The sequence below is a fragment of the Saccharopolyspora cebuensis genome, assembly GCF_039542665.1.
Lineage (GTDB): Bacteria > Actinomycetota > Actinomycetes > Mycobacteriales > Pseudonocardiaceae > Saccharopolyspora > Saccharopolyspora cebuensis.
Map to the genome: position 1 here is coordinate 101,089 of NZ_BAABII010000003.1, position 24,797 is coordinate 125,885.

Annotated in this window: 25 protein-coding genes; 8 read left to right on the forward strand and 17 right to left on the reverse strand. The window is 72.3% G+C overall.

Annotation, left to right across the window (positions count from 1 at the left end; all coding sequences use genetic code 11):
- Positions 1 to 79: 79 nt before the first annotated feature.
- Together ygfZ and ABD976_RS03200 are read right to left on the reverse strand one after the other, a co-directional pair.
- Positions 80 to 1,222, reverse strand: a complete 1,143-nt coding sequence (gene ygfZ, locus ABD976_RS03195; protein ID WP_345356823.1) for a CAF17-like 4Fe-4S cluster assembly/insertion protein YgfZ — start codon at positions 1,220 to 1,222, stop codon at positions 80 to 82.
- The gene (locus ABD976_RS03200; RefSeq protein WP_425570067.1) at positions 1,219 to 1,650 is read right to left on the reverse strand and encodes a Fur family transcriptional regulator; all 432 of its coding nucleotides are present in this window, start codon (positions 1,648 to 1,650) and stop codon (positions 1,219 to 1,221) included. The genes ygfZ and ABD976_RS03200 overlap by 4 nt, the downstream gene beginning before the upstream one ends.
- Positions 1,651 to 1,753: 103 nt before the next feature.
- Here ABD976_RS03200 and ABD976_RS03205 point away from each other — a divergent pair, with 103 nt between their 5' ends.
- The gene (locus tag ABD976_RS03205) at positions 1,754 to 2,602 is read left to right on the forward strand and encodes an aminodeoxychorismate lyase (RefSeq protein WP_345356826.1); all 849 of its coding nucleotides are present in this window, start codon (positions 1,754 to 1,756) and stop codon (positions 2,600 to 2,602) included.
- A gap of 95 nt (positions 2,603 to 2,697) precedes the next feature.
- Here ABD976_RS03205 and ABD976_RS03210 read toward each other — a convergent pair whose 3' ends face one another.
- Both ABD976_RS03210 and ABD976_RS03215 read right to left on the reverse strand, forming a co-directional pair.
- A complete protein-coding gene (locus tag ABD976_RS03210; protein WP_345356829.1) occupies positions 2,698 to 3,192 on the reverse strand; it encodes a DinB family protein in 495 nt (164 codons plus the stop codon).
- A gap of 52 nt (positions 3,193 to 3,244) precedes the next feature.
- A complete protein-coding gene (locus ABD976_RS03215) occupies positions 3,245 to 3,886 on the reverse strand; it encodes a heme-binding beta-barrel domain-containing protein (protein ID WP_345356832.1) in 642 nt (213 codons plus the stop codon).
- A 187-nt stretch (positions 3,887 to 4,073) separates the two neighbouring features.
- On the opposite strand from ABD976_RS03215, the gene ABD976_RS03220 reads away from it, so the two are divergent.
- Positions 4,074 to 4,859, forward strand: a complete 786-nt coding sequence (locus tag ABD976_RS03220; protein WP_345356835.1) for a methyltransferase domain-containing protein — start codon at positions 4,074 to 4,076, stop codon at positions 4,857 to 4,859.
- Between the two features lie 412 nt (positions 4,860 to 5,271).
- Here the strand turns inward: ABD976_RS03220 and ABD976_RS03225 are convergent, their stop codons facing one another.
- The 6 genes from ABD976_RS03225 to ABD976_RS03250 all read right to left on the reverse strand — a co-directional run bounded on the left by ABD976_RS03225 (position 5,272) and on the right by ABD976_RS03250 (position 9,561).
- On the reverse strand, positions 5,272 to 5,571 hold the full coding sequence (locus tag ABD976_RS03225; RefSeq protein WP_345356838.1) for a DUF1416 domain-containing protein: 300 nt from the start codon (positions 5,569 to 5,571) through the stop codon (positions 5,272 to 5,274).
- A 17-nt stretch (positions 5,572 to 5,588) separates the two neighbouring features.
- Positions 5,589 to 6,431, reverse strand: a complete 843-nt coding sequence (locus tag ABD976_RS03230; protein WP_345356841.1) for a sulfurtransferase — start codon at positions 6,429 to 6,431, stop codon at positions 5,589 to 5,591.
- Positions 6,432 to 6,464: 33 nt separating this feature from the next.
- The gene (locus tag ABD976_RS03235; protein ID WP_345356844.1) at positions 6,465 to 6,899 is read right to left on the reverse strand and encodes a DUF4395 domain-containing protein; all 435 of its coding nucleotides are present in this window, start codon (positions 6,897 to 6,899) and stop codon (positions 6,465 to 6,467) included.
- 648 nt (positions 6,900 to 7,547) lie between these two features.
- Positions 7,548 to 7,976 carry a TlpA family protein disulfide reductase gene (locus ABD976_RS03240; protein ID WP_345356847.1) on the reverse strand — a complete coding sequence of 143 codons (429 nt, stop codon included), beginning with the start codon at positions 7,974 to 7,976 and terminating at the stop codon, positions 7,548 to 7,550.
- Positions 7,973 to 8,761 carry an LmeA family phospholipid-binding protein gene (locus tag ABD976_RS03245; protein ID WP_345356850.1) on the reverse strand — a complete coding sequence of 263 codons (789 nt, stop codon included), beginning with the start codon at positions 8,759 to 8,761 and terminating at the stop codon, positions 7,973 to 7,975. Before ABD976_RS03245 ends, ABD976_RS03240 begins: the two co-directional genes overlap by 4 nt.
- Positions 8,758 to 9,561, reverse strand: a complete 804-nt coding sequence (locus ABD976_RS03250; RefSeq protein ID WP_345356853.1) for an alpha/beta hydrolase — start codon at positions 9,559 to 9,561, stop codon at positions 8,758 to 8,760. Before ABD976_RS03250 ends, ABD976_RS03245 begins: the two co-directional genes overlap by 4 nt.
- A 183-nt stretch (positions 9,562 to 9,744) precedes the next feature.
- Here ABD976_RS03250 and ABD976_RS03255 point away from each other — a divergent pair, with 183 nt between their 5' ends.
- From ABD976_RS03255 to pstB, 6 genes are all read left to right on the forward strand, one after another.
- Positions 9,745 to 10,479 (forward strand): winged helix-turn-helix transcriptional regulator, encoded by a 735-nt coding sequence (locus ABD976_RS03255; RefSeq protein WP_345356856.1) that lies wholly within the window; start codon positions 9,745 to 9,747, stop codon positions 10,477 to 10,479.
- Between the two features lie 505 nt (positions 10,480 to 10,984).
- Complete coding sequence (mshD, locus tag ABD976_RS03260) at positions 10,985 to 11,941, forward strand: mycothiol synthase (RefSeq protein WP_345356859.1); 957 nt, start codon at positions 10,985 to 10,987, stop codon at positions 11,939 to 11,941.
- Between the two features lie 216 nt (positions 11,942 to 12,157).
- A complete protein-coding gene (gene pstS / locus ABD976_RS03265; RefSeq protein WP_345356862.1) occupies positions 12,158 to 13,273 on the forward strand; it encodes a phosphate ABC transporter substrate-binding protein PstS in 1,116 nt (371 codons plus the stop codon).
- A gap of 131 nt (positions 13,274 to 13,404) precedes the next feature.
- Positions 13,405 to 14,445, forward strand: coding sequence for a phosphate ABC transporter permease subunit PstC (gene pstC / locus ABD976_RS03270; protein ID WP_369775420.1), 1,041 nt, complete (start codon positions 13,405 to 13,407; stop codon positions 14,443 to 14,445).
- Positions 14,442 to 15,356 (forward strand): phosphate ABC transporter permease PstA, encoded by a 915-nt coding sequence (gene pstA / locus ABD976_RS03275; RefSeq protein WP_345356865.1) that lies wholly within the window; start codon positions 14,442 to 14,444, stop codon positions 15,354 to 15,356. Before pstC ends, pstA begins: the two co-directional genes overlap by 4 nt.
- Positions 15,357 to 15,366: 10 nt before the next feature.
- The gene (gene pstB / locus ABD976_RS03280) at positions 15,367 to 16,143 is read left to right on the forward strand and encodes a phosphate ABC transporter ATP-binding protein PstB (RefSeq protein WP_345356868.1); all 777 of its coding nucleotides are present in this window, start codon (positions 15,367 to 15,369) and stop codon (positions 16,141 to 16,143) included.
- A gap of 306 nt (positions 16,144 to 16,449) precedes the next feature.
- On the opposite strand, the gene ABD976_RS03285 is transcribed toward pstB, so the two are convergent.
- The 7 genes from ABD976_RS03285 to ABD976_RS03315 form a co-directional block, all read right to left on the reverse strand.
- On the reverse strand, positions 16,450 to 17,307 hold the full coding sequence (locus tag ABD976_RS03285) for a helix-turn-helix domain-containing protein (RefSeq protein WP_345356871.1): 858 nt from the start codon (positions 17,305 to 17,307) through the stop codon (positions 16,450 to 16,452).
- Between the two features lie 185 nt (positions 17,308 to 17,492).
- Entirely contained in the window at positions 17,493 to 18,140 is a 648-nt protein-coding gene (phoU, locus tag ABD976_RS03290; protein WP_345356874.1) for a phosphate signaling complex protein PhoU, read from the reverse strand.
- 92 nt (positions 18,141 to 18,232) lie between these two features.
- Positions 18,233 to 20,968, reverse strand: a complete 2,736-nt coding sequence (locus tag ABD976_RS03295; RefSeq protein ID WP_345356877.1) for an LCP family protein — start codon at positions 20,966 to 20,968, stop codon at positions 18,233 to 18,235.
- Positions 20,969 to 21,218: 250 nt separating this feature from the next.
- Entirely contained in the window at positions 21,219 to 22,079 is an 861-nt protein-coding gene (locus ABD976_RS03300; protein ID WP_345356880.1) for a GGDEF domain-containing protein, read from the reverse strand.
- A gap of 314 nt (positions 22,080 to 22,393) precedes the next feature.
- The gene (locus ABD976_RS03305; RefSeq protein ID WP_345356883.1) at positions 22,394 to 22,816 is read right to left on the reverse strand and encodes a hypothetical protein; all 423 of its coding nucleotides are present in this window, start codon (positions 22,814 to 22,816) and stop codon (positions 22,394 to 22,396) included.
- Positions 22,813 to 23,961, reverse strand: coding sequence for a tRNA dihydrouridine synthase DusB (gene dusB, locus ABD976_RS03310; RefSeq protein ID WP_345356886.1), 1,149 nt, complete (start codon positions 23,959 to 23,961; stop codon positions 22,813 to 22,815). Before dusB ends, ABD976_RS03305 begins: the two co-directional genes overlap by 4 nt.
- Complete coding sequence (locus tag ABD976_RS03315; protein WP_345356889.1) at positions 23,949 to 24,761, reverse strand: helix-turn-helix transcriptional regulator; 813 nt, start codon at positions 24,759 to 24,761, stop codon at positions 23,949 to 23,951. Before ABD976_RS03315 ends, dusB begins: the two co-directional genes overlap by 13 nt.
- Between the last annotated feature and the right edge of the window lie 36 nt (positions 24,762 to 24,797).

Here is a 24,797-nt window from a genome sequence, read left to right on the forward strand (position 1 = left end):
AGCATCCTGGCACAGCGCGGCGGTGCCGGGGGCGCCGCGCAACCCGGGCTGCGGCACTCGGCGCAGCGACCCGGGCCGATCAGCGCCCCCGCAGCCCCTGGGCCGCGACCCGGCCCGGCGGTTCGCCGGTGTCCGCCGGGACCGAGTCCGGGTCGACCGCGGCGGCCACCGCGCGCTCCTCGTCCCGATCGCCGGCGACGAGCTCGCCGTCCACCGGCGCCGAGCGCTTCAGCAGCGCCAGCGCCACCGGACCGAGCTCGTGGTGCAGCACCACGCTGCCGACCCGGCCGACGCGGCGGTCGCCGTGCCACACCGGGTCGCCGGTCTCCGGCCGGACCTCCACCGAGCCGTCCAGGTGCAGCAGCACCATCCGGCGCGGCGGTTTGCCGACGTTGTGCACCTTGGCGACGGTCTCCTGACCCCGGTAGCAGCCCTTGGCGACGTGCGCGGCCACGTGCACCCAGCCCAGCTCGTGCGGGATCGCGCGCTCGTCGGTGTCCGGCCCCACCCGGGGGCGCAGCGCCTCGACCCGCAGCGCCTCGTAGGCGAGCGTGCCGGACGGGCGCACGCCCGCGTCGGTGAGCTGGAGCCACCGCTCGACCAGCGACTCCCGGGGCACCACCAGGTCGAACGAGGGCAGCGCGCCCAGCGGCACGTTCCGCGCGAAGCCGCCGCCGGGCAGCCCGACCACCTCGTAGGGCTCGGCGGGCACCGGACCGAACCCGGCCAGGATCCCCGCGGCGTCCGGGCCGATCACGCTGAGCACCGCGAACTCCGCGGTGGCGTCGCGGGGCTCGACCGCCGACCAGAACCGCATCGCCTCCAGGTACTCGGCGATCGGCTGGCTGCCGCCCTCGCCCATGCTGGGCAGCGCGCTGCTGGCCCGCGCCCCGCGCTCGGTGTCGAGGTAGACCACGCCGTCGTGGTGGGCGACGAGCAGGTGGCAGTCGATCCGGCCCTGGCTGTCCAGCACCAGCGCCTCGGTGCCCCGGCCCTCGGGCAGCTCGGTGAGGTGCTGGGAGAGCACCAGGTGCAGCCAGCTCAGCCGCTCGTCCCCGGGCACCGCGAGGACCTCGCGGTGCGAGCGGTCCACGACCACGGCGGAGCGGGCGGCGGAGCGCTGCTCGGCGAACGGGTCGCCGAAGTGCCACGGCACGCCCACATCGAGGTCGGCGTCCGGCGCGGGGACCGCTCCGGGCAGCTCCAGCAGGGGTGAACTCATCGAGGCTCCTCGGCGTCGTGGCAGTCGCGGCAGGTGCCGGACAGGGCGAGGTGGCTGGGATCCAGGACGAACCCGTGGTGCGCCCGCAGCGCCGCGCCGAGCTCGTCGAGCTCCTCGGTGGGGATCTCGACGATCGCGCCGCAGCGGTGGCAGGCCAGGTGCACGTGCTCGTGCTCCTGCGCCGAGTACGTCGGGGCGCCGTGGCCCAGGTGGGTGTGCCGGACCAGCCCGAGCTCCTCCAGCAGGTCCAGCGCCCGGTAGACGGTGGTGATGTTGACCGGTGCGGCCGTGCCGCGCACCCGGTTGCACACCTGCTCCGGGGTGGCGTGGCCCAGTTCGCGCACCGCGTCGAGCACCAACTGCCGCTGCGGCGTCATCCGCAGACCCCGCTGGTGCAGGGTGCTGCGCAGCGATCCCTGGTCGCTCAATGCCCGCTCCTGTGGTCGGCTTGCTCCCTCGATCGTAACGCCGTCGCCACGTCCGCCCGGCCCAGCGGCGCGGCCCCGGCGCACCGGGTTCTACGCTGCTGGCATGCGTGTACTGGCACTCCTGGACGGAACCCTGGTCGATCCGGAGGCACCGCTGCTGCGCGCCGACGACCTCGCGGTGACCCGGGGCGACGGTGTGTTCGAGACCATCCTGGTGGTCGACCGGGCACCGCGTGAACTCGGCCCGCACCTGGACCGGATGGAGCAGTCCGCGTCGATGCTGTCGCTGCCGCTGCCCGAGCGCGCCGGCTGGGAGCGCGCGGTGCGCGCGGTGATCGACGCCTGGCCGTGGGACACCGAGCGGGAGATGGCGCTCAAGCTGGTGTGCAGCCGCGGCGTGGACGGCGGCGACGGCACCCCCTCGGCGTTCGCGATGGGGATGCAGGTGGGCGAGAAGGCCCGGCGGCTGCGCGCCGAGGGCGTCGACGCCATCACCCTCGACCGCGGCTTCGCCCCGGACCTGCGGCAACGCGCGCCGTGGCTGCTGCTGTCGGCCAAGACGCTGTCCTACGCGGTGAACATGGCCGCGATGCGGGAGGCCGAGGCGCGCGGCGCGGACGAGGTGCTGTTCACCGCCACCGACGGCTCGGTGCTGGAAGGCCCCACGTCGACCGTGGTGCTGGCGCGCGGTCGCACCCTGGTCACCACCCCGCCGAGCTCCGGCATCCTCCGGGGCACCACCCAGGGCGCGCTGTTCCGCGCGGCGGAGGCGGCGGGCTGGACCACCGAGACCCGCCTGTTCCCGGTGGACGAGCTGTTCGAAGCCGACGGCGTGTGGCTGGCCTCCAGCGTGCGGCTGATCACCCAGGTGCGGACGGTGGACGGCAAGCCGGTCGCCGTCGACCCCGACCTGCACGCCGAGCTCCTCGGGCGCTACGAGTCGAACTACTGAGGCGTCCTTGAGTGAGGGGCACCTTCATCCGGCTATGTCGGACGAAGGTGCCCCTCACCCAGGTATCGAACGGGTGAGCTGCGCCGCCCGCAGGCTCAGCCCATCGTCTTCTGGCCGTCGAGCGCCTCGCGGATGATGTCGGCGTGCCCGGCGTGCTGGCTGGTCTCGGCGAGGACGTGCGCCACCACCCGGCGCGGCGTCCAGGACGTGCCCGCCTCGAACCAGGGCGCGGGCGGCAGCGGTCGCGCCGCGTCGAGGTCGGTGGTCGCGATCAGCTCGTCGGTGCGGCGGGCCACCTCGGCGTAGGCGTCGAGCAGCCCGGCGAGGGTCTCCGCCTCGCCCACCTCGAACTCCACCGCACCGGCGGCGAGCTTCTCGGCCGAGAAGGCGTCCTCGGGCAACCCGCGCTCGATGAAGTCGGTCCACTGGCGCTCGACCGCGGTGACGTGCTTGATCAGCCCGCCGAGGGTCAGCTCGCTGGGCGTGGTGCGCCGCCGGGCCTGCTCGTCGGTCAGGCCCTCGACGGTGTGCCGGAAGAGCTGCCGGTGCCAGGCCAGGGCGTCGAGCAGGTCGGTGCGTTCGCGGGTCATGGTGGCGCTCCGTTCGGTCGTGGAGGACGAACGTAGCGCCGGGGACCGACGCTCAGCCTGCGACGCGGTCGAGCTTGGCCGACAGCCGGGGCTGCAACTCGTGCTCGGCGGTGGCGCGCTCCTCGACGTAGGCCAGCGCGCCGTCCACGACCCCGTAGAGCCGGTTGGCCGCGGTCACGTCGTCGCCGGTGGGGGTGCGCAGCACCGCGTCGGTGCCGAACTCCCAGGTGGTCTGGTTGCGCGGGGAACCGAAGAACATCTCGATCACGCCGGCCTCGTGCACCAGCAGCAGTTCGATGGTGTCGTCGGCCTGCGGGCGCCAGAAGCCGTACTCGCGGAAGGCCGGGCCGACCACCGAGCCGCCTTCGCCGTCGAGGCGCCAGGCGCGGCTCTCGTAGACCAGGAAGGGGCGGCCGTCGTGCGCCAGCGTGATCTGCTGGACGAAGCGGTAGGGCTCCGGCAGCGACGGGTGGTTCGCCTCGCCCTCGCCCCGCCACACGCCGACCAGCGGCAGCAGGGACAGGCAGGCGTCGTTCAGGTCCGGGCCGAGGCGCAGGTTGGCGGTGTCGCCGGCGCCGGGCAGGTCGTCGAACTCCGGGACGTTGCGGTGCCGGGTGAGCTCGGCGCGTTCAGCAGCGGCCTGGACGGCGGCGTCGCCGCTGCCCGGGACCGGTTCGTTGGGCGTGGCAGTCATCGCCCAGCAGCGTACCTACCTGGACCGGTCAGTCGTTGTGCAGCCGGTACACCACGTAGCAGGCGAACCAGATCGTGGCCAGCGCGGCGATCCCGACGAGGGTGACGAGGCCGTAGTGCAGGAAGTCGATGAGTGTCACGGGCAAAGGATAACCACCGGCCGCCCCCCGTGGGGTGTGGCGTCGGGCATGATTCCCCCCGTCGGCCACCACCCACCGGACGGGGAGCAGATGGACTTCGAGACGTTGCGCGAACGGGCCTTGGCCTTCCGGGAGGACCTGCTGGCGCGCAAGGAGCGGATCGCGCCCGAGGACTTCGACTGGTACCCGTACGACACGATGGCCAACGTGCTGCACCTGGACGCGCTGCTGTCCGGGCCGAACCGGTCGGTGTTCGACTCGGTCGCGGGCACCCGGATCGCCGACTTCGGTGCCGCCGACGGTGACTTCGGGTTCTTCCTGGAGGCCGAGCTCGGCTGCGGGGTGGACATCGTCGACCACGCCCCGACGAACTTCAACGGCCTGCGCGGCGCCCGGCGGCTGGTCGAGGAGCTGCCGTCGAAGGCCGAGGTGCACGAGGTCGACCTCGACACCCAGTTCCGGATGCCCGCCCAGCACTACGGCGCGGTGTTCTTCCTCGGCCTGCTCTACCACCTGAAGAACCCGTTCTACGTGCTGGAGCAGCTCGCCCGGCACGCCGACCTGTGCTTCCTGTCCACCCGCGTCGCCCAGCTCGCCCCGGACCGCACCACGCCGCTGAAGGACCAGCCGGTCGCGTACCTGCTGCACCCCAGCGAGGCCAACGACGACGCGACGAACTTCTGGATCTTCAGCGAGACCGGGCTCAAGCGGCTGTTCGAGCGCACCGGCTGGGAGGTCCTGGACTTCACCACCGTCGGCTGCACCGAGGGCTCGGACCCCAGCGCCCAGGACCGCGACGAACGGGCCTTCGCCCTGCTCCGCTCCCGCGCCTGACGTCACCCTTAAGGGACGTGAGTGAGGGGCACCCTTGCCCGAGTTAGGACCGGCTTTCGCCAATGGTCTGCGTGGCGGTGCGGGTGGCGGAACCTCAGCGGTCTTCTCGCTGCGGGATCGCCTCCTGATGTACCAACGACGTACACGGCGTCGGCGCTGTCCTCGCGAGAAGACCGCTGAGAACCCGCCGCGGTGCAAGCTGCGTGCCTCACCGCATGCGGCTCCGCCGCATTCTGAAAAGACCATGAGTGAGGGGCGCCCTTGCCCGAGTAACTGGGACAAGGGTGCCCCTCACCTACCTCAACTTCACCTGGACGGGTGGTGAGTGAGGGGCACCCTGTACCGCGTTACGGGGTGCAGGGTGCCCCTCACCTGGAAGAAGTTCACCCGGGCGGGTGTGTCCGGTGGGTCGTCAGGCTACGGCGATGTCGACCGCGTGGACGCCCGGTCCGGCGGCGGCCACCTCGGCCTGGCCCTTGCCGTCGCGGTGCAGGGCGCGGACGGTCCACTCGCCCGGCGCCGCGTAGAACCGGAAGTCACCGCCCTCGGCGGAGACGACCTCCGCGGTGAACTCGCCGTCGCCGTCCAGCAGGCGGACGAAAGCGCCGCCGACCGGCTGGTCGCCCGAGCGCACCGTGCCCTTCAGCACGACCTGGTCGGTGTCCTCGGCCACGGGCGCGGCCGACTGCTCCGGTGCTCCGCATCCACTCATGCGCACGCTCCTCGTCTTCAGGCCTTCTCGGAGGGGTTCTCGATCGGCACGCCGACCAGCGAGCCGTACTCGGTCCAGGAACCGTCGTAGTTCTTGACGTCCTGGTGGCCGAGCAGTTCGCGCAGCACGAACCAGGTGTGCGACGAGCGCTCGCCGATCCGGCAGTAGGCGATGGTCCGCTTGCCCTCGTCGAGGCCCGCGTCGCCGTAGATCTGCTTCAGCTCGTCGTCGGACTTGAAGGTGCCGTCCTCGTTGGCGGCCTTGCTCCACGGCACGTTGATCGCGCTGGGGATGTGGCCGCCGCGCTGCGCCGCCTCCTGCGGGAGGTGCGCCGGGGCCAGCAGCTTGCCGGAGAACTCGTCGGGCGAGCGCACGTCGACCAGGTTCTTGGTGCCGATCGCGTCGACGACCTCGTCGCGGAACGCGCGGATCGAGGTGTCGGGCTCCTGCGCGGTGTACCGGGCGGCGGGCCGTTCCGGCTCGTCCTTGGTCAGCTCCCGGCCGTCGAGCTCCCACTTCTTGCGCCCACCGTCGAGCAGCTTGACGTCGGAGTGGCCGTAGAGCTTGAAGTACCAGTAGGCGTAGGCGGCGAACCAGTTGTTGTTGCCGCCGTAGAGCACCACCGTGTCGTCGTTGCCGATGCCCTTGGCGGACAGCAGCTCCTCGAAGCCCACGCGGTCGACGAAGTCGCGGCGCACGTGGTCCTGGAGCTCGTTCTTCCAGTCGATCTTGACCGCGCCCGGGATGTGGCCGCCGTCGTAGGCGGTGGTGTCCTCGTCCACCTCGGCGAACACCACGCCGGGGGTGTTCAGGTTCTCCTCGGCCCACTCGGTGGAAACCAGGACGTCTGCACGGCTCATCGAGCGACTCCTTCTTCGTTGTTCATCCGTCGATCACGGTGTTCCCGCGGGCAGCGCCCGCCGGAACACCAGGTAGAGCTGGCAGCCGAGGCAGTAGCCGAAGGCCGCGTTGAGCAGCGCCGCCACCAGCGCCAACGCGTTGGCGACCAGGCCGAACGCGGTCCACCCGGCCGCGTAGCCGATCGTCGCCGCCACGGCGAAGCAGAACCCCACTCCCTGCGAGAACCGCACCGGCGAGGCGTCCTCCTGCTGCTCGGACGGCAGTTCCGGGAGCCTGGGCCGCACCGCCCGCCGGTACATGTACCCCCACGGGTTGGACCGCATTCCCACGAAGGCGCACAGGGCGAACAGCGCGGTCTGCGCCGCGAGGACCCGCCAACTGGTGGTGATCAGGCCGAGCGCGAGCACGGCGCTGGTGACCGCGGCGGTGAACCGCACACCGCGGGGATCGACCGTTCCGGCAGACATGGGGCCTCCTGACTGTGGACTTCGGCTGCCGAGTCCGTCAGGCGGGGAACGCAGGCCATCGCCGGGGCACACCCGTGACGCGCACTTCGTCCTACCGCCCGGTCAGTGCCCTTGACACAGGCTGCTGCCCACGCGGCAGAAGTCCACCGCGCGCCGTCGGGTCAGCAGAACGTGCACGGTCCGGAGGCTACCCGGACGGCCCCGTGCCGGGAAGGTCGTTCACAAGGTGGGACGGACCCCGCGCCGCCGACCAGCACCCAGGCCCGCTTCCGCCGATGATCTGCGCGGCGGTGCCGGTGGCGCGCCGCACCGCATGCGGCTCCGCCGCACACTGCAAGGACACCCAGGCGCAACAACCACCCGCCCGAGTGAACTCTGTCCAGGTGAGAGGCACCCTTGTCCGAGTGAGGGGTCCTTTTCAGAATGCGGCGGAGCCGCATGCGGTGAGGCCGTCAACCGGCACCGCCGCGGGTTCTCAGCGGCCTTCTCGCGAGGACGCCCTGATGCCGTGTATTGGCATACATCAAGAAGGGCGCCCGGAGCGAGAAGGCCGCTGAGGTTCCGCCACCCGCGCCGCCACGCAGGCCATTCTGAAAACAGTCCATGCTGGTACAGGGTGCCCCTCACTCGGAGCGCGAAGGGGTGACGTCAGGCGAGGAGGGGGTGGAGGGCTTCGGCGAGGGCGTCGCGCCGGGGGACGCCGCCGATCCGGAACAGCTCCTCGCCTCCGGAGTCCAGTACCAGGGTGGTGGGCGTGGTGTGCACCCGGAGGGTCGTGGACCACTCCGGGTGGTGGGCGAGGTCCACCTCGACGTGCCGGAGCCCGTCGGTGCGCCGCGCGAGGTCGTCGAGCAGCACCCGGGTGTGGCGGCACGGCGCGCAGAACGTCGTCGACAGCTGCAGCAGCGTCACCCGCGCCTCGCCGTCGAGCCGCTCGCGCAGCTCCGCGGGCAGGTCGAGCACGGACGCACCTCCTCCCTCCGGCGGGCGGATCCGGCCCTGCCGAGCCCGGTGGGCCAGCCCCAGCACCGCGGTGACCAGCACCGCGGCCAGCAGGACCCACCAGCCGGGGCTCACCCGGTGGTCACCCCGCCCGCCCCGATGGTCACATCGCGGACGGAGCCCTCGATGACCAGGGCGCCGTGCTCGGCGCGGACCCCGGTGGGCGTGACCTGGAACGGCAGCATCCCCGGGTCCAGGCTGAAGGTGAACTGGCGCAGCACCGACTCCTCGAACACCGAGGGCAGGTCGATCGGCCCGATCGAGCTGTTGTCCAGCTCCAGCTTCTTCGGCTCGATCTCCAGCTTCCCGCCGACCAGCGACAGCAGTGCGATGATCTGCACCTGGTTCTCGGTGCCCGCGATCGGGACGGTGCCGTTGAGCTGCACCGCGGTCTGCGTGCCGTCCTCGGTGCGGGCCACCTGCTCGTCACCGTCGGTGCCCGCCAGCGCGTCCTTCGGCGCCGGGGCGATCCGCAGGTCCGGGATGCCGATGTAGCGGCCGACGTCGGCGGCGGTGACCTTCACCCGGCCGGTCAGCTCGTCCACGGTGAGCTCGCGCACGTTCCCGCTGAACAGGTCCGAGGGCGCCAGCCGGGCGTGGTGCAGGTTCGCCTCGATGCCCAGCTCGCGGAACTCGCCCACCGGCACCGCCTCGGCGGAGAGCTCCACGTCCCGGTAGTCGCCCGCGGCGACCTGCGTCAGGAACGGGAACCCGTTGATCCGCACGTCGGGATCGCGGGGGAGCGCGAGCTGGGAGCGGACCTGCTTGGCCACCTGGTGCTCGGCCACCGCGGCGGCGCCGAAGTCGGCGGCGACCAGCAGGCCGAAGAGGATGACGACAGTGATGGCGAGCTTCTTCACCGCGTGCGGTCCGTTCTGTCGGGGCCGGGCCGGGGCCCGTCAGCGGGCCCACGATCGGGTGGGGCCACTGTATCGGCCGCCCAACGAGCGATGCGGTCCACCAATTCGGGGGTGGTCGCGCTCTCCGCGTGCCGCATGGTCGGCTCCACCCACAGCTCGCCGTCCCCGGCCTCGGCCAGCGCCACCGCGTCGGACAGCGGGAAGTAGTGGTCCTGGTCGCCGTGCACCAGCAGCAGCGGGACGGTGACCCGCGACACCAGCTCGATCGGCGAGACCGGCACCTCCGGCCACGGCGGGGCCAGCCGGACGCCGAGCAGCCGCGCGCTGAACCGGCCGTGCGGCTGCTCCAGCAGCCAGTGCACCCGGCGCATCGCGGAGGTCTCGCGCACCCACCAGCGGGCCGGGCTGCTCACCGCGACCACCGCGTCCGGCGGCCGCTCGGCCAGCGCCGCATCGCGCAGCACCACCGAGCCGCCCAGCGAGAAGCCGATCGTGACCACCCGGCGGCAACCGCGTTCCCGCAGGTGAGCCACCCCGGCGGCGATGTCCAGCGCCTCGTCGGGGCCCACCGAGGTGCGCCCGCCGGACCGGCCGTGCCCCCGGAAGTCCAGGGCCAGCACCGGGGCGCGCCCGGCCAGCCGGCGCAGCACCCGGGCCACGTGCGGCTTGCGGGTGTGGTTGGTGAACCCGTGCCCGACCACGAACCCCAGGTCGGCGGGCAGGCCCGGACCGGGCAGCAGCTCGCCGCGCAGGCGGGTCCCGTCGGCCGCCCGCAGCACCACCCGGTGCGCCGGACACACGCCCGCAACATCCGCGCCACCGCTGTTCACAAATGTGACGCCGGTGGCCGGACCTGGGTTTTTCCGCCGCATCTCGGTTATTCTCCTTGCCATCCGCAGGCAACGACGCCGGGTCGGGCGGTTGCGGCTGGTCGCGCGCCGCCGGCTGTCGATTCTTGCCGCCTTGGGACGGAGGTCCTGCCCATGAGCTCAGAGCTGCTGCTGCTCACCAGCGAATCCGATGCCGAAACCGTGCTGCCCTCGCTCCCCCTGCTGCCGCACCGCGTGCGGACGCTACCCGCCGACCCCGGCGCGCTGCTGTCCGGCGGCCCGCACGACGCGGTGCTGGTCGACGCCCGCACCGACCTCGCCGGGGCCCGCGACCTGTGCCGCCTGCTCGCCGCCGGGGACGCCCCGGTCGTCGCGGTGGTCAACGAGGGCGGACTGGTGACGATCAACGCCGAGTGGGGTGTCGACGACATCCTGCTGCCGACCACCGGTCCGGCCGAGATCGACGCCCGCCTGCGCTTGTTGCTCTCCCGGCGCAGCTCCGGCCCGACCGACGACGGCTCGCTCACCGTGGGCGAGCTGGTCATCGAGGAAGCCACCTACACCGCGCGGGTCAAGGGCCGGGCGCTGGAGCTGACCTACAAGGAGTTCGAGCTGCTGAAGTACCTGGCCCAGCACGCGGGCCGGGTGTTCACCCGCGCGCAGCTCCTCCAGGAGGTGTGGGGCTACGACTTCTTCGGCGGCACCCGCACCGTCGACGTGCACGTCCGGCGGCTGCGCGCCAAGCTCGGCCCCGAGCACGACTCGATGATCGGCACCGTGCGCAACGTCGGGTACAAGTTCGTCCGCCCCCGGCAGCGGGACGTGCCCCCGGAGCCCACCGCCGCCCCGGCACCCGCCCCCCAGCAGCGGCGCCCGTCGCTGCGCTGACGGCGTGCGGAACCCCGTTCCGCGTGGTCCACTGGTGCTCGGGTGATGCGGAGCCCCGGCTCCGCGCTGCTTGAGTTCTCCCAGGTGAAGGGCATCCCGGCCACGGGATGCCCTTCTTCATGGCTGTTCCGTGGTCACTTTGCTTGGGGGTGCCGGTGGCGGAACCTCAGCGGCCTGCTCGCTCCGGGCGCCCTTCTTGATGTATGCCCATACACGGCATCAGGGCGTCCTCGCGAGAAGGCCGCTGAGAACCCGCGGCGGTGCAAGCTGCGAGGGTGGGGTACTGCGGAAGCGGCTTTCGCCGCTTGCCTGACGGTGGTTGCTGGTGGCGCGTGCGTGGGCGCTTCGGCTTCGCCGCTTGCCTGAGGTGCTTCGGGTGTGGTTCCGGGCACTTCGGGCAGGGGTGGTGGAACGGGGCGAAAACGGGCGCTGACCTGCTGATCCGAAGGATTTTCGGGGTTGATCCGCTACGTTGTGGGCCGTGATCGCGGGTAGCGTTTCGGGTGTGCAGCTCACTTGGCGCAACGGTGTGGACGGCGACGAGACGGCCGAGGTGATGGGCCTGCTCGCCGAGGCGGAACGGGCCGACGGCGTGGCGCCGGTCGGCGAGCACGTGGTGCTGCGGTTGCGGGCGCGGCGCGACGTGGTGGAGCAGATCGAGCCGGTGCAGGCCGACGTGCGCTCGGAGCACTTCCTGGTGCGCGACCCCGACGGCGCGCTGGTCGGGTACGCGCACCTCGACGTCGAGCAGGACGGGGCGGACGGTCCGCTGGTCGCGGAGCTGGCGGTGCGCCCGGAGCAGCGCGGCCGGGGCGCCGGGGCCCGGCTGGTGACCGCCCTGCTGGAGCGCGCCGAGCTGCCGCTGGCGGGCGGCGCGGGCGATGCGGGCGCGCTGCGCGTCTGGTCGCACGGCGAGCACCCGGCGGCGCTGCGGCTCGCCGAGCGGTTCGGCCTGGTCCGGGCCCGGGAGCTGTGGCGGATGGGGCGCGAGCTGGCCGGGGCGGAACTGCCGGAACCGGAGCTGCCGGAGGGCGTCCGGCTGCGCACCTTCCAGCCCGGGGTGGACGAGGCCGAGGTGGTGCGGGTGAACCGCAAGGCCTTCGCCTGGCACCCGGAGCAGGGCGGGATGACCGAGTCCGACCTGCGGACGAAGGAGGGTGAGGACTGGTTCGACCCGGCCGGGTTCCTCCTCGCGGTGGACGCGGAGGACCGGCTGCTCGGCTTCCACTGGACCAAGGTGCACCCGGGCGAGCTCGGCGAGGTCTACGTCGTGGGCGTGGACCCGGACGCCCAGGGCGGCGGGCTGGGCCGCTCGCTGACGGTCGCCGGACTTCGCCACCTGCGTGACACTGGGTGCGGCCGGGCGATGCTGTACGTCGAGGCCGACAACGCCCCGGCCATCGCGGTGTACCGGCGGTTGGGGTTCGAGAGGTGGGACGTGGACGTGCAGTTCGGTCGCTGACCCCAGGCGGTGCTCTGAGTCACCGGACTGGCATAGTTGATCTTGAACATCCCCCGTTGGAAGGTGGGGATGCTTACTGAGCGTGCCTTGTTCACCGAGCGTTCATCTGAACGGCGGTACCTGTCCACCCCTACTGCTTACCGTTTCGAGGTAGAGCGCGCGAAGCATCTCGCTCGCCCGCCGGTTGGGCAGATCCCCTTGAGTGGAGGAACCTTCGTGAAGATCAAGCGGCACAGCGCTGCGGCCGGCTTCCTGGCGGCGGGCACCCTCGTGCTCTCCGCCTGCGGGACCGACCAGAACGTGTCCTCGGGTGGGAACAACCCGGCCCTGGAGGGTCTCCAGGTCGAGTGCGGCACCGTCCCGATCTCCGGTGAGGGGTCGTCCGCGCAGAAGAACGCCATGGACGTGTTCATGCGCGACTACCAGCAGGTCTGCCCCGGGCAGAACGTCAACTACACCCGCTCCGGCTCCGGCAAGGGCGTCGCGAACTTCACCGCGGGCCAGGTCGACTTCGGCGGCTCGGACTCGCCGCTGGACGCCGAGGCCGGTGAGGTCGCCGCCGCCGCGGAGCGCTGCCAGGGCAACCCCGCCTGGCACCTGCCGATGGTGTTCGGCCCGATCGCCATGGCCTACAACGTCCCGGGCGTCACCGACCTCACCCTGACCCCCGAGCTGATCGCCAAGATCTACCAGGGCCAGATCACCAAGTGGAACGACCCGGCGATCCAGGCGGCGAACCCGAACGCGCAGCTCCCGGACCTCGACATCGTGCCGTTCTTCCGCTCCGACGAGTCCGGCACCTCGGACAACTTCCAGAAGTACCTGAGCACCGCCACCAACGGCATGTGGACCGGTGAGGGCAAGCAGTTCCGCCCCGGCCCGGGCGTCGGCCAGGGCCGCGACGGCAGCGACCAGGTCGCCCAGTCCGTCCAGTCCACCGAGGGCGGCATCACCTACGCCGAGTGGTCCTTCCCGAAGAACCTCGGCCTGAGCATCGCCAAGATCGACAGCGGGGCCGGCCCGGTCGAGCTGAACAGCCAGACCGTCGGTGCGGCCATCGAGGGCGCCGAGATCCAGGGCCAGGGCAACGACCTCGTGGTCAACCTCGACTCGATCTACGGCAACGCGGCCCCCGGCGTCTACCCGGTGGTCCTCAACACCTACGAGATCGTCTGCTCCAAGGGCTACAACCCGGAGCAGGCCAAGGCCGTCAAGGCGTTCATGACGGTCGCGGCCAACGCCGACCCGGCCCAGCTGGAGAAGGCGGGCTACGTCCCGCTGCCGCAGGGCTTCAAGACCCGGGTGCTGGACGCGGTCAACGCCATCCAGTGACGCCGACCGGGGCCGGGAGGTGGCACGCGCCACCTCCCGGCCCCCGCGCTGGGCCATGAGTGTTGTTCACGTCGCAGATGGCCAGCAGGCGCAACATGATGAACGGACGAAGTGAGAGGCTGCACCCAGCAGTGACCGACTCGACGCACGCCGAGCCGCGCCGCGCGGGACCGCGTGGTGGCTCGGCGCCCAGCCCCGGACCGGAGGCTCCCATTTCCGCTCCAGACGGTGAGAAGAAGAAGGTCGTCCGCGTCGGCGACCAGGTCTTCCGCGCCCTAGCTTCCGGATCGGGCGCCTTCGTGGTCGCGCTGATCGCCGCGATCGGCATCTTCCTGCTGATCCGAGCAGTGCCCTCGTTGCAGGTCAACCAGGTCAGCTTCCTGTTCAGCCGGGTGTGGGACACCTCCGACCCGAGCGCCCTGGCCTTCGGCATCTTCGACCTGGCCTGGATCACGGTGGCCAGCTCGGTCTTCGCCCTGGTGCTGGCGATGCCGGTCGCCTGCGGCATCGCGCTGTTCCTCACCCAGTACGCGCCGCGCAGCCTGGCCCGGCCGTTCGCCTACCTGGTCGACCTGCTGGCCGCCGTGCCGTCGGTGATCTACGGCCTGTGGGGCGCGCTGGTGCTGGCGCCGGTGATCAACCCGGTCGCCTCGTGGCTGAACACCAACCTCGGCTGGATCCCGATCTTCGCCGACGGCAACATCCGCGCCGACAGCGGCGCGAACGTGTTCACCGCGGGCATCGTGCTGGCCGTGATGATCCTGCCGACCATCACCGGGGTGACCCGCGAGGTCTTCGCCCGCACGCCCACCGCGCACATCGAGGGCGCCCTGGCGCTGGGCGCGACCCGGTGGGAGGTCGTGCGCACGACGGTGTGGCCGTTCGGCCGCAACGGCTTCATCGGCGGGTCGATGCTCGGGCTCGGCCGGGCGCTGGGCGAGACGGTGGCGCTGACCATCATCCTCAGCTTCACCTTCCAGGCGCCGAACTACAGCATCTTCGACGCGGGGGCCACGTTCGCCTCCAAGATCGCGCTCGGCTCCGCGGAGTTCAACCACAACCTCCAGGTCGGTGCCTACATCTCCGCCGGGCTGGTGCTGTTCATCATCACCTTCGCCGTCAACGCGATCGCCCGCTGGATCGAAAGCGCCAGCGGTAAGGGGAAAGCATGAGGACCGACGCCGCGAACGTTGACCAGCCGGCCACGACACCGGCGTTCCAGCGGATCAGCTTCGGTCGCAAGGCCAAGAACCACCTGGCCACGACGCTGTTCGCGCTCGCCTTCCTGATCGCGGTCGTCCCGCTGCTGTGGGTGATCTACACCCTGCTGTCCCGCGGGCTCAAGCCGCTGCTGAGCACGAACTGGTGGAGCCACTCGTTCAGCGGGCTGCTGCCCACCGACTTCGGCGGTGGCATCAACCACGCGCTCGCCGGTACCTTGTTGCAAGGGCTGGTCACCGCGGTGATCTCGGTCCCGCTGGGCGTCATGGTCGCGATCTACCTGGTGGAATACGGCCAGGGCTCCCGGTTCGCCCGCGCGGCGACCTTCATGGTGGACATCCTCAGCGGCTTGCCGTCGATCGTGGCGGGCCTGTTCATCTACGCGCTGTGGATCACCACCTTCGGCCTCAACCGGAGCGCCTTCGCGGTCTCGTTGTCGCTGGTGCTGCTGATGCTGCCGATGGTGGTGCGCACCACCGAGACGATGTTGCGGATCGTCCCCGACGAGCTCCGGGAAGCCTCCTACGCGCTCGGCGTCCCCAAGTGGAAGACGATCGTGCGCGTGGTGCTGCCGACCGCGCTGTCCGGCATCCTCACCGGGGTGATGCTCGGACTGGCCAGGGTGCTGGGCGAAACGGCGCCGCTGCTGATCCTGGTGGGCTACACGAACTCGATCAGCTACAACATGTTCGGCGGCGAGATGGCCTCCCTCCCGCTGACCATCTACATGGAGCGCGGCACCGCGACCGAGGCCGGTGATTACCGGATGTGGGGCGCGGCGCTGACCCTGGTCCTCGTCATCATGCTGATCAACCTGGTGGCGACGGCGTTGTCCAAGCTGTTCGCCGTCAAGACCAAGTAGGGCAGGAATCATGGCCAAGCGACTCGACATCAAGGATCTGAACCTGCACTACGGCAAGTTCCACGCCGTGCAGGACGTGACGCTCCAGGTCCAGGCCCGCAGCGTGACCGCGTTCATCGGTCCGTCGGGCTGCGGCAAGTCCACCGTGCTGCGCGCGCTGAACCGGATGCACGAGGTGATCCCGGGCGCCCGCGTGGACGGCAAGGTGCTGCTCGACGGCGAGGACGTCTACGGCTCCGACGTCGACCCGGTGCAGGTCCGCAAGACCATCGGCATGGTGTTCCAGCGGGCGAACCCGTTCCCGACCATGTCGATCCGGGACAACGTGGTGGCCGGGCTGAAGCTGGCCGGCGCCCGGAACAAGAAGGAGCTCGACGAGATCGCCGAGCACGCGCTGCGCGGCGCGAACCTCTGGGAGGAGGTCAAGGACCGGCTGAACAAGCCGGGCGGCGGCCTCTCCGGTGGTCAGCAGCAGCGGCTGTGCATCGCCCGCGCCATCGCGGTGCGGCCGGACGTGCTGCTGATGGACGAGCCCTGCTCGGCGCTGGACCCGATCTCCACGCTGGCGATCGAGGACCTCATCGCGCAGCTCAAGCAGGACTACACGATCGTCATCGTGACCCACAACATGCAGCAGGCGGCGCGGGTCAGCGACCAGACGGCGTTCTTCAACCTGCGCGCGGTGGGCGAGCCGGGCCAGCTCGTCGAGATCGACGAGACCGGCAAGATCTTCTCCAACCCGGACCAGAAGGCCACCGAGGACTACATCTCCGGCCGCTTCGGCTGATCTTGCCGGTCGTGTGGTCCCGTTGCGGAGCGGTGCCGGTGGCGGAACCTCAGCGGCCTCCTCGCTGCGGGAGCCGCTCCTCATGTACCAGGCACGTACACAGCGTCGCGGCTGTCCTCGCGAGGAGGCCGCTGAGAACCCGCGGCGGTGCGAGCTGCGTGCGTGGTGGGGAAGCGGCTCCGCCGCTTGCCTGACGGTGGTCGCGGCGGTGCGTCCGGTCGACGCCGTCCGAGGAATTCGCGGGTGAGGGGCACCCTGTACCAAGTCATGGGGTACAGGGTGCCCCTCACCCGTTTCCCGAGCGGGTCAGGTCGCCCAGTCGTCGGCGACGGTGGAGATGAACGCGCTGGTGTCCTTCGGGCTCATCGCCCGGCGGCAGAGCTCGCCGAACGCGGTGAGGTAGGCGCCGGTGTCGGACGGCTTGTCCAGGAACCGGGCGTTCGCCGAGTCGCCGAGGTGCACCACCTGCGGGTCGCCGTCGTCGGGGAACGAGAACACCGAGATCCGGTCGCCCATCAGCGGATGCCCGCCCGCCCGGAACGGCAGCACCTGGATCGTCACGTTGCGGCGGTAGCCCAGCAGCACCAGGTGTTCGAGCTGCCTGCGCATCACCGCCGGGCCGCCGACGGCGCGGCGCAGCGCGGACTCGTCGAGCACCGCCCACAGCTCCAGCGGGTCGTCGCCGAAGAGCCGGTGCTGCCGGTTGGCCAGCACCTCGGTGCGCTCCTCGGCCTCCCCGCCGCCGTGCTGGCCCGCGTCGGCGGCCAGCAGCGCGCGCCCGTACTCGGCGGTCTGCAGCAGCTCCGGCAGCGGGTCGGCGCCGTAGCTGCTGACCGCGGCGGCGGCGGTCTCCAACCCGAGGTAGGTCTGCAGGCCCGGGCGCAGCGCGGTGCTCGGGTAGTCCTGCCACCAGCCGCGCTGCTTGGAGTCCTGGGCCAGGTCGATCAGCGCGTCGAGCTGCGCGGTGCCCGCGCCGAAGAACTCGGCCATCAGCCGGATGTCGGAGGTGCGGACCGGCACCCGGCCCAGCTCGATCTGGCTGATCTTGCCCTGGGAGCAGTCCAGGTGGGCGGCGACCTCGCGGTGGGTGCGCCCGGCGGATTCGCGGAGCCTGCGCAGTTCGCTGCCCAGTCGCCGCCGGTGCACTGTCGGGGACTTACGCACCGCTCGCACCTCGGGGGAAGGGGATCGGGACGTCACAGGGGGCAGCTTCGCACATCCTGATCGCACCAGCGAGAGATGAGAATCGCTAGTAATACTCCGGCGCCAGCGCGGCCGGAACGCCAGCGGGGCCGGAACGACAGCGCGGCCGGGCGGTGCTGGACCGCCCGGCCGCGCCGCGGGAATCGTCAGGCGCTGGGCATCTTGCCGGTGACGACGAAGACCACCCGGCGGGCCACCGCGACCGCGTGGTCGGCGAAGCGCTCGTAGAACCGGCCGAGCAGGGTCACGTCGACCGCCGCCGCCACGCCGTGCGTCCACTCCGGGCTCATCGTCACGGTGAACAGGTGCCGGTGCAGGTCGTCCATCTCGTCGTCGTCGCCTTCCAGCCCGCGCGCCGAGTCGACGTCCTGGGTCTGGATGACCGACCGGACCCGCCCGGCCAGCTTGACCGCGATCCGGCCCATCTCGGCGAAGTACTCCTGCACGTCCTCCGGGAGCACCTCGTTGGGGTGCCTGCGCCGCGCGGTCTTGGCCACGTGCAGCGCCAGGTCGCCCATCCGCTCGAGGTCCTCGGCGGCGTGGATGGTGGAGATCACCGTGCGCAGGTCACCCGCGACCGGGGCCTGCAACGCCAGCAGCCCGAAGGCGTGCTCCTCGGCGCGGGCCCGGGCCTCGTCGACCTGCGAGTCCTCCTCGATGACCTGCTCGGCCAGCGAGAGGTCGGCTTCCAGCAGCGCCTTGGTGGCGCGCTCCATCGCGGTGCCGACCATCGCCGACATCGACGCCAGTTCGTCGGCGAGCTTGCCGAGCTGTTCCTGGTAGACCTCACGCATGCCGACCACCCTACTGCCGTTGGGAAGACCGGGAGATTCGCCCGGGTGAACCAGCGGTGAACGGGCCATGAGGAGCACCCGGACGTGGCTGGTCAGCCGCAGAGGTCGGTCCCGGCGTTGACGGTGGACAGGTTCTCCGGGGCCTCGGGCGGCGGGGGTGGTGCGGTCGGCGGCTGGGCCGGTCGCCGGGCCGATCCGCCGCTGGGCTGGTTCTCCGGCGGCAGGTCGGTGGAACCGGCGACCTGCCGGGGGGTGGCGGTGGTCGGCTCGGCCGCGACCGGGGCGCCCTCGATGATCGCCCGGAACAGCGCCTCGGTGTCGCCCTCCCGCAGCACCTCCATGCCGTTGTCGTCGGCGTAGCCGGTGGTCGGCACGGTGATGAAGGTGACCTTGGAGGCGTCCAGGCCGCGCAGCGACTGGCCCAGCGACATCAGGTTGTCGGTGCGCACGTTCTCGCCGAAGGTGTTGGCCGCGACCGCGTTGACGAAGTCGGTGAGCTTGCCCGGGTCGAGCAGCACCTGGCCGGACATCGCCTTGCGCAGCAGCGCGGACAGGAACATCTGCTGGCGCTGCATCCGGCCGTAGTCCGAGGTCGGGTCGCCCTGGACGTGCCGCGCCCGCACGTAGTTCAGCGCCTGGTCGCCCTTGAGCACGTGGGTTCCCGCGGTGGGGATCACGGTGCCGAGGGTGTCGTCGATGATCGGCTTCTCGGTGCAGATCTCGACCCCGCCGACGGCCTCGACCATCGACTCGAAGCCCTGGAAGTCGATGCCGAGGAAGCTGTCCATCCGCAGCCCGGAGATCTGCTGGATCACCTTCGTCGTGCACAGCGGGCCCCCGGCCGCGTAGGCCTCGTTGAGCCGGACGTCCTCGCGGGGCGGCAACTCCGCGCCGTACTGCCCGGTCGCCGGGTCCCACGCCTGGCAGGCCGGCATGTCGACCTTGAGGTCGCGCGGGAACGACACCACCACGACGCGGCTCCGGTCGGCCGGGATGTGCGCGATCATCGTGGTGTCCGACCGCGCGCCGGGCGCCTCCTCGGCGGTGCCGACGCCGTCGGCGGCGGTGGCCCCCGCGCGGGTGTCCGAGCCGACCAGCAGGAAGTTCTGGTCGCCGGTCTGCTTCGGCGCGTCCTTGATCGACGCCGAGTTCGGGTCCAGCGCCAGGACTTCCTTGAACTTGCCGTCCACCCAGGACTTCGCGCTCCAGGCCATCCCGATGGTGACGAACACGGTCAGCGAGCACGCCACCGCGACCGCCATCACGATCAGGTTGGTGCGGCGCTTGCGCTGCTGCTTCTTCCACTCCATCCGGGACCGGCCGTCGCGCCCCTCGACGAAGTCGAAGGCCAGGTCGGTGCCGAGCTCGGGTTCCTTGCGCTTGCCGAGCAGCCACGAGTACTTCTTGCGGCGCTCCGCCTCCTCCTCGGCGATCTCGTCGTGCACCGCCGAGAAGCGGGCCAGCGTGGCGTCGATCTCGTCGACGTCGTTGTGCCGCTCCTCCCTCGGCTGGTCCTCGTCGTCGAGGTCGTCGAAGTCGTCGGCGTACTCGTCGAGCTCGGCGTACTCGTCGTCGGCGGGCACCGCCTCGACGATCGCGGTCTCCTCGGCGTCGGCGGGCGCCGGGCGCACCGGTCGGGCGACCTTGGTGCGCTCGGCCCCCGGCGCCGGGGCGGCGGCCTCGGGCGGGCGGACCGGGGAGTGCTGGGTGGTGGCCTCGGGATCACCGGTCCCCGCACCGGCGGCGGCTCCGGCCGCGGCGGCCCCCGCCGCAGCGGCACCGGCGGCGCCCGCCGCGGGACGGCCGGGCCGGGCCGGACGACGCGGGGCGTCCCCGTTGAGCGCCTGGGTGATCCGGGTCGGCTCGGCGGTCGGTTCGGCCGCCCCGCGCGCGGGCGCCGCAGCGCGACGGGCGCGGCGCCGGGTGGGTCCCTCGGCGGGCGGGTTCGGTGCGTCGGCAGGCCGGGCGGCGGCCTGGTCGCCCGTCGAGGGGCCGCCGGGTCGGGCGCGGCGCCGGGTTTCCTCGGCGGGTGGGGTGGGTGCGTCGGCGGGTCGGGCGGCGGCCTGGTCGCCCGTCGAGGGTCCGCCGGGACGACGTACGGGCGGGGCGGCCCAGGCCTGCGGCGGCCGGGGCGGCTGCTGGGCCTGCGGCGGCTGCGCGTTCGGGGCCTGCGGCGGCTGCGCCTGCGGGGGCTGCGCGTTCGGGGCTTGCTGGGCTTGCGGGGGCTGCGCCGACTGCGGCGGTCGGGGTGGCTGCTGCGCGGCGGGCTGCGGGCCGGTGCCGCGCGGCGGCTGGGCGCGGCGGGAGCGCCGACCGCCGCCCTCGGGACCCGGGGCCTCGGGCCGCGCGGGCGGCTCCGGGCGCGCGGCGTCCGGGCGCTGCGGTGCCTGGTCCGGCGTGCGCCAACCGCGCGGTTCGGCGGGGCGCTGCGGCGGCTGGGCCTGCGGGGGGTGCGCGTTCGGGGCTTGCTGGGCTTGCGGGGGCTGCGCCGACTGCGGCGGTTGGGGCGAGTGCGGGGGCGGTGCTACCGGTGGTTCGGCGGGCGGCTGCGGTGCGGCGCGGCGGCGCGGCGGGTTCGCCGGGGGCTGGTGGTTCGCGGGCGGGGCGGCCGGTGGCTGCTGCTCCTGCTCCTGCTCGGCGCGGCGGCGGTGCCCACCGTTGGCACCCGAGGATTTGCCGTGCTTGGACAGCAGGTCCATGACCCGCGTGCCGCCGGTGCCGTCATCGCCGAGCGCGCGCCGCCTGCGGTTGGAAGGGCTGGCCGCGCCGTCCTGCTCCGGGCGGGACCGACGGGGTCCGCCTTCGCCTTGCCGGGGGTCTTGCGGCACCCGTGTTCCCTCCCACCTGGACATGCCAACGCAACATCGGCCACGCCGACGTCCCTACCCCCCGACACGTAATCGTCGACGCCATTCGAAATAGTACGGCTGATCGCCCGAACTGACGACACTGCCGACAACTTCTTCACAATCAGTGCACGATCCTCTAGCGTAGCTCGCCCCGATCAGCGGCCTGTGCTAGGCCGGATGACCGGTAGCTGACCTAGCACCCGCACTCGCGGCGCGGGTGGGATCGCGGTCAGTAACCGACGGCGCGGCTCCCCATGACCAGCCGCCGCCCGGCGGCCATCCCGGCCAACCGGACCTCGTCGCCGACCCGGTAGGCCACGGCGTTGCGCCCGGCCTGCTTGCCCGCGTAGAGCAGCGCGTCGGCGCTGATGAGCTGCTGTTCCGCCGACGCGGGCGACTGCTCGGGCCCCCGCTCGTGCGCGAGCCCGATGGTCACCGTCACGCGCAGGCCCGGCGCCATCTGCTCCCACGAGTGGAGTTCGACGCGCGAGCGGGCCGCCTCGCACACGGTGACCGCCTCGCCCGGGTCGGCCCCGGGCAGCACCAGCACGAACTCCTCGCCGCCGTAGCGCGCGCAGAACGCCCCGGCGGGCAGGGCTTCCTGGAGCAGTTCCACGACGCGTTGCAGCACCCGGTCCCCGAGCAGGTGGCCGAAGTTGTCGTTGACCTGCTTGAACCAGTCCAGGTCGACCAGCGCGACCGCCAGCCCGGCGTCGGAGCCGGCGTGCTCGGCGAGCAGCGCGGCGAGCCGTTCGTCGAGGTAGCGGCGGTTGTAGCTGGCCGTGAGGCTGTCGCGCAGGCTCTGCTCGCGGGCCTCCGCGTGCTCCTTGCGCAACCGGTTGACCTCGTGCCGCAGCTGTTCCGGGACGCGGGGCGCCTCGGCCACCGACATCAGGTCCACCGCCGAGCGCAGGTGGTGGTAGGCCTGCCGCCACTGGCCGCGCGAGGCCAGCAGCCCGGCGATCGACTCGTGCAGCTCCGCCATGCCCGTGCCGGTCGGTCGATTGCGGCTGCCGACGGGAGGCAGCGCCGGGGCGTCGTCGTCGCGCAGGGGTTCCGGTCCGGCGAAGCCGTTGCGCAGTCCGGGCATCGCACTCACCTCCCGTCCGTGGTGTCGTCGGGTAGGACTCCCCGCTTGAGCAGGTAGGACACGAGAAGTGCTCAAATTCGCTCGACCGGTTGATCCTGTCGTGGTCCGAATAGGCGAACGATTCTCGAATCTCGCCTGCCTAGGATGTGTACCGCCCGGGCCCGGGATGGGGAAGTGAATCAGCTCGTCCCCACCCGCACGGACGATCCTTGCGCCCTGTGTTCTCCGCCACTTCATCGCAACGTCATCGGTCCGCGAGCGCGCGGTGTTAACAGGCCGTTGTGCGCGCAACCACCACCGACCGGACGGCCACCTCAGCCAGATGGGCAGGGCGCGAACCCGACGAGCCGGTCGCCGAGCACGACGACGTGCTGCGAGCCGATCTGGCGGCCGGTGATCCCGCCGGCGTCCCGGACGGTGACCTCGACGCCGACCGCCCAGACCTCCCCGCGCGGCGGCGAGCCGCCCGGGGCGAAGTGCGGGTCGGGGCGCAGCGTGGACATCGCCGGGTCGAACTCCACGGTCCGCGCGCCCAGCGAGCAGGCCCGGGAGGCGAAGTCCGGGTGCTGGGTGCGGTCCAGGAAGTCCTGCTGCTCCGCCGGTCCCCGGCGCGCGGCGGCGTTGTTGGCCGCGAAGTGCTCCTCGACCAACCGCCGCGGCGGTTCCTCGGCCGGTGCCGAGCAGCCCGCGACCAGCGCGGCCAGCGCCAGCCCGGCTCCCCGGAGGCCCGGGCTCATCCGCCGTTGTGGTCCAGCTCGGCCCCGCACGGCACGGTGGCGTCGTCCGGGTCGTCCAGCCAGCCCTCCGGCAGCACCACCTTGCCCGCCGAGCCCTGGCGCCCGCGCGGCCCCTCGGCGTCGGTCGGGAACGGCACGGTGGGGTCCAGCCCGGCCAGCAGCTCGTCGAGCTCGGCCAGCGTGGAGATCAGGCCGAAGCGGTGCCGCAGGTCCGAGCCGACCGGGAAGCCGCGCAGGTACTGCGTCATGTGCTTGCGCAGGTCGCGGACGCCCTTGGCCTCGCCCATGTGGTCGGCGAGCAGCTCGGCGTGCCTGCGCAGCACCCGGCACACCTCGCCGAGGTCCGGTCCGGCGGGCACCGGTTCCCCGGCGAACGCCGCTTGCAGGTCGCGGAACAGCCACGGCCTGCCGAGGCAGCCGCGACCCACCACGACCCCGTCGCAGCCGGTCTCGGCGCGCATCCGCAGCGCGTCCTCGGCGCTGAAGATGTCGCCGTTGCCCAGCACCGGGATGCCGGTCACGTGCTCCTTGAGCCGGGCGATCGCCGACCAGTCCGCCGTGCCGGAGTAGCGCTGGGCGGCGGTGCGGCCGTGCAGCGCGACGGCGGCGGCGCCGCTGTCCTCGGCGATCCGCCCGGCGTCGAGGTAGGTGGTGTGGTCGTCGTCGATGCCGATCCGGAACTTCACCGTCACCGGGATGCCCGCGGGCTCGGCCGCCTCGACCGCCGCGCGCACGATCTCGCCGAACAGCCGCCGCTTGTAGGGCAGCGCCGAGCCGCCGCCCTTGCGGGTCACCTTGGGCACCGGGCAGCCGAAGTTCATGTCCACGTGGTCGGCGAGGCCCTCGTCGGCGATCATCCGCACGGCCTGCCGCATGGTCTCCGGGTCGACGCCGTAGAGCTGGAGCGAGCGCGGGTGCTCGTCGGCGTCGAAGGTGACCATCTCCATGGTCTTGGGATGCCGTTCGACCAGCGCGCGGCTGGTGATCATCTCGCACACGTAGAACCCGGCGCCGTACTCGCGGCACAACCGCCGGAACGCGACGTTGGTGATCCCGGCCATCGGCGCGAGCACCACCGGCGTCGCGGACTCGTACGGGCCGATCCGCAGGGCCGAGCTGGTCAGGGTGGCAGTCACGGCCGCCATTCTCCCCGGTCGGGCGATCCCGTCCCAGCCAGGGCGTCCAGCGAGGAGCCGGGTGCGGCGCTGTGCAGCACCAGCTTCAGGCCGCCGGGCGCGTCGAGGATCTCGCAGTCCACCTCCACCGGACCGAGGTCCGGGTGCTCGACGCGTTTGCGCAGGCCGGTGCGGTAGCGCACGTCGTGGCGCGACCAGGCCGCCGCGAACGCGGGGTCGCGCCGGGCGGCCAGCTCGACGCGGCGGCGCAGCACCGGGTCGTCCGGGTACCGGGCGGTCGCCTCGCGGAGCTGGGCGGCGAGCTGTTCGGCGAACCCCCGGGACGCGCCGCAGCGGTCCGACCGCATCGCGATGCCCAGCACGTCGCGCTCGGCGGTCGGCACCGCGGCGAAGTCGCCGAGCAGCGCCGCGGCCAGCGGATTCCACGCCAGCACGTCACCGCGCGCGTTGATCGCGTACCCGGCGACCGGGCCGAGCCGGTCGAGGAGCCGCCGCACGCCGTCGGGCACCGCTTCGGGCGGGGCGGTCGGCGCCGGGGCGTGCCCGGCCAGCCGGTGCGCGTGCTCCCGCTCCTCGACGGCGAGCCGCAGCACGTCCCCGAGCGCGTCCAGCACCCGGGGCGACGGGCGCGGCGCCCTGGCCTGCTCCAGCCGCTCGTAGTAGTTCACCGACACCCCCGCCAGCCAGGCGACCTCCTCGCGGCGCAGGCCGGGCGTGCGGCGCCGCCCGGACGCGGGCAGCCCCACTTCGCCGGGGAGCACCGCCGCCCGGCGGTGCCGGAGGAACTCGGCCAGTTCACGTCTGCGCACCGCACCAGCATCCCGCAACCCCGGAGCGCCGAGCCA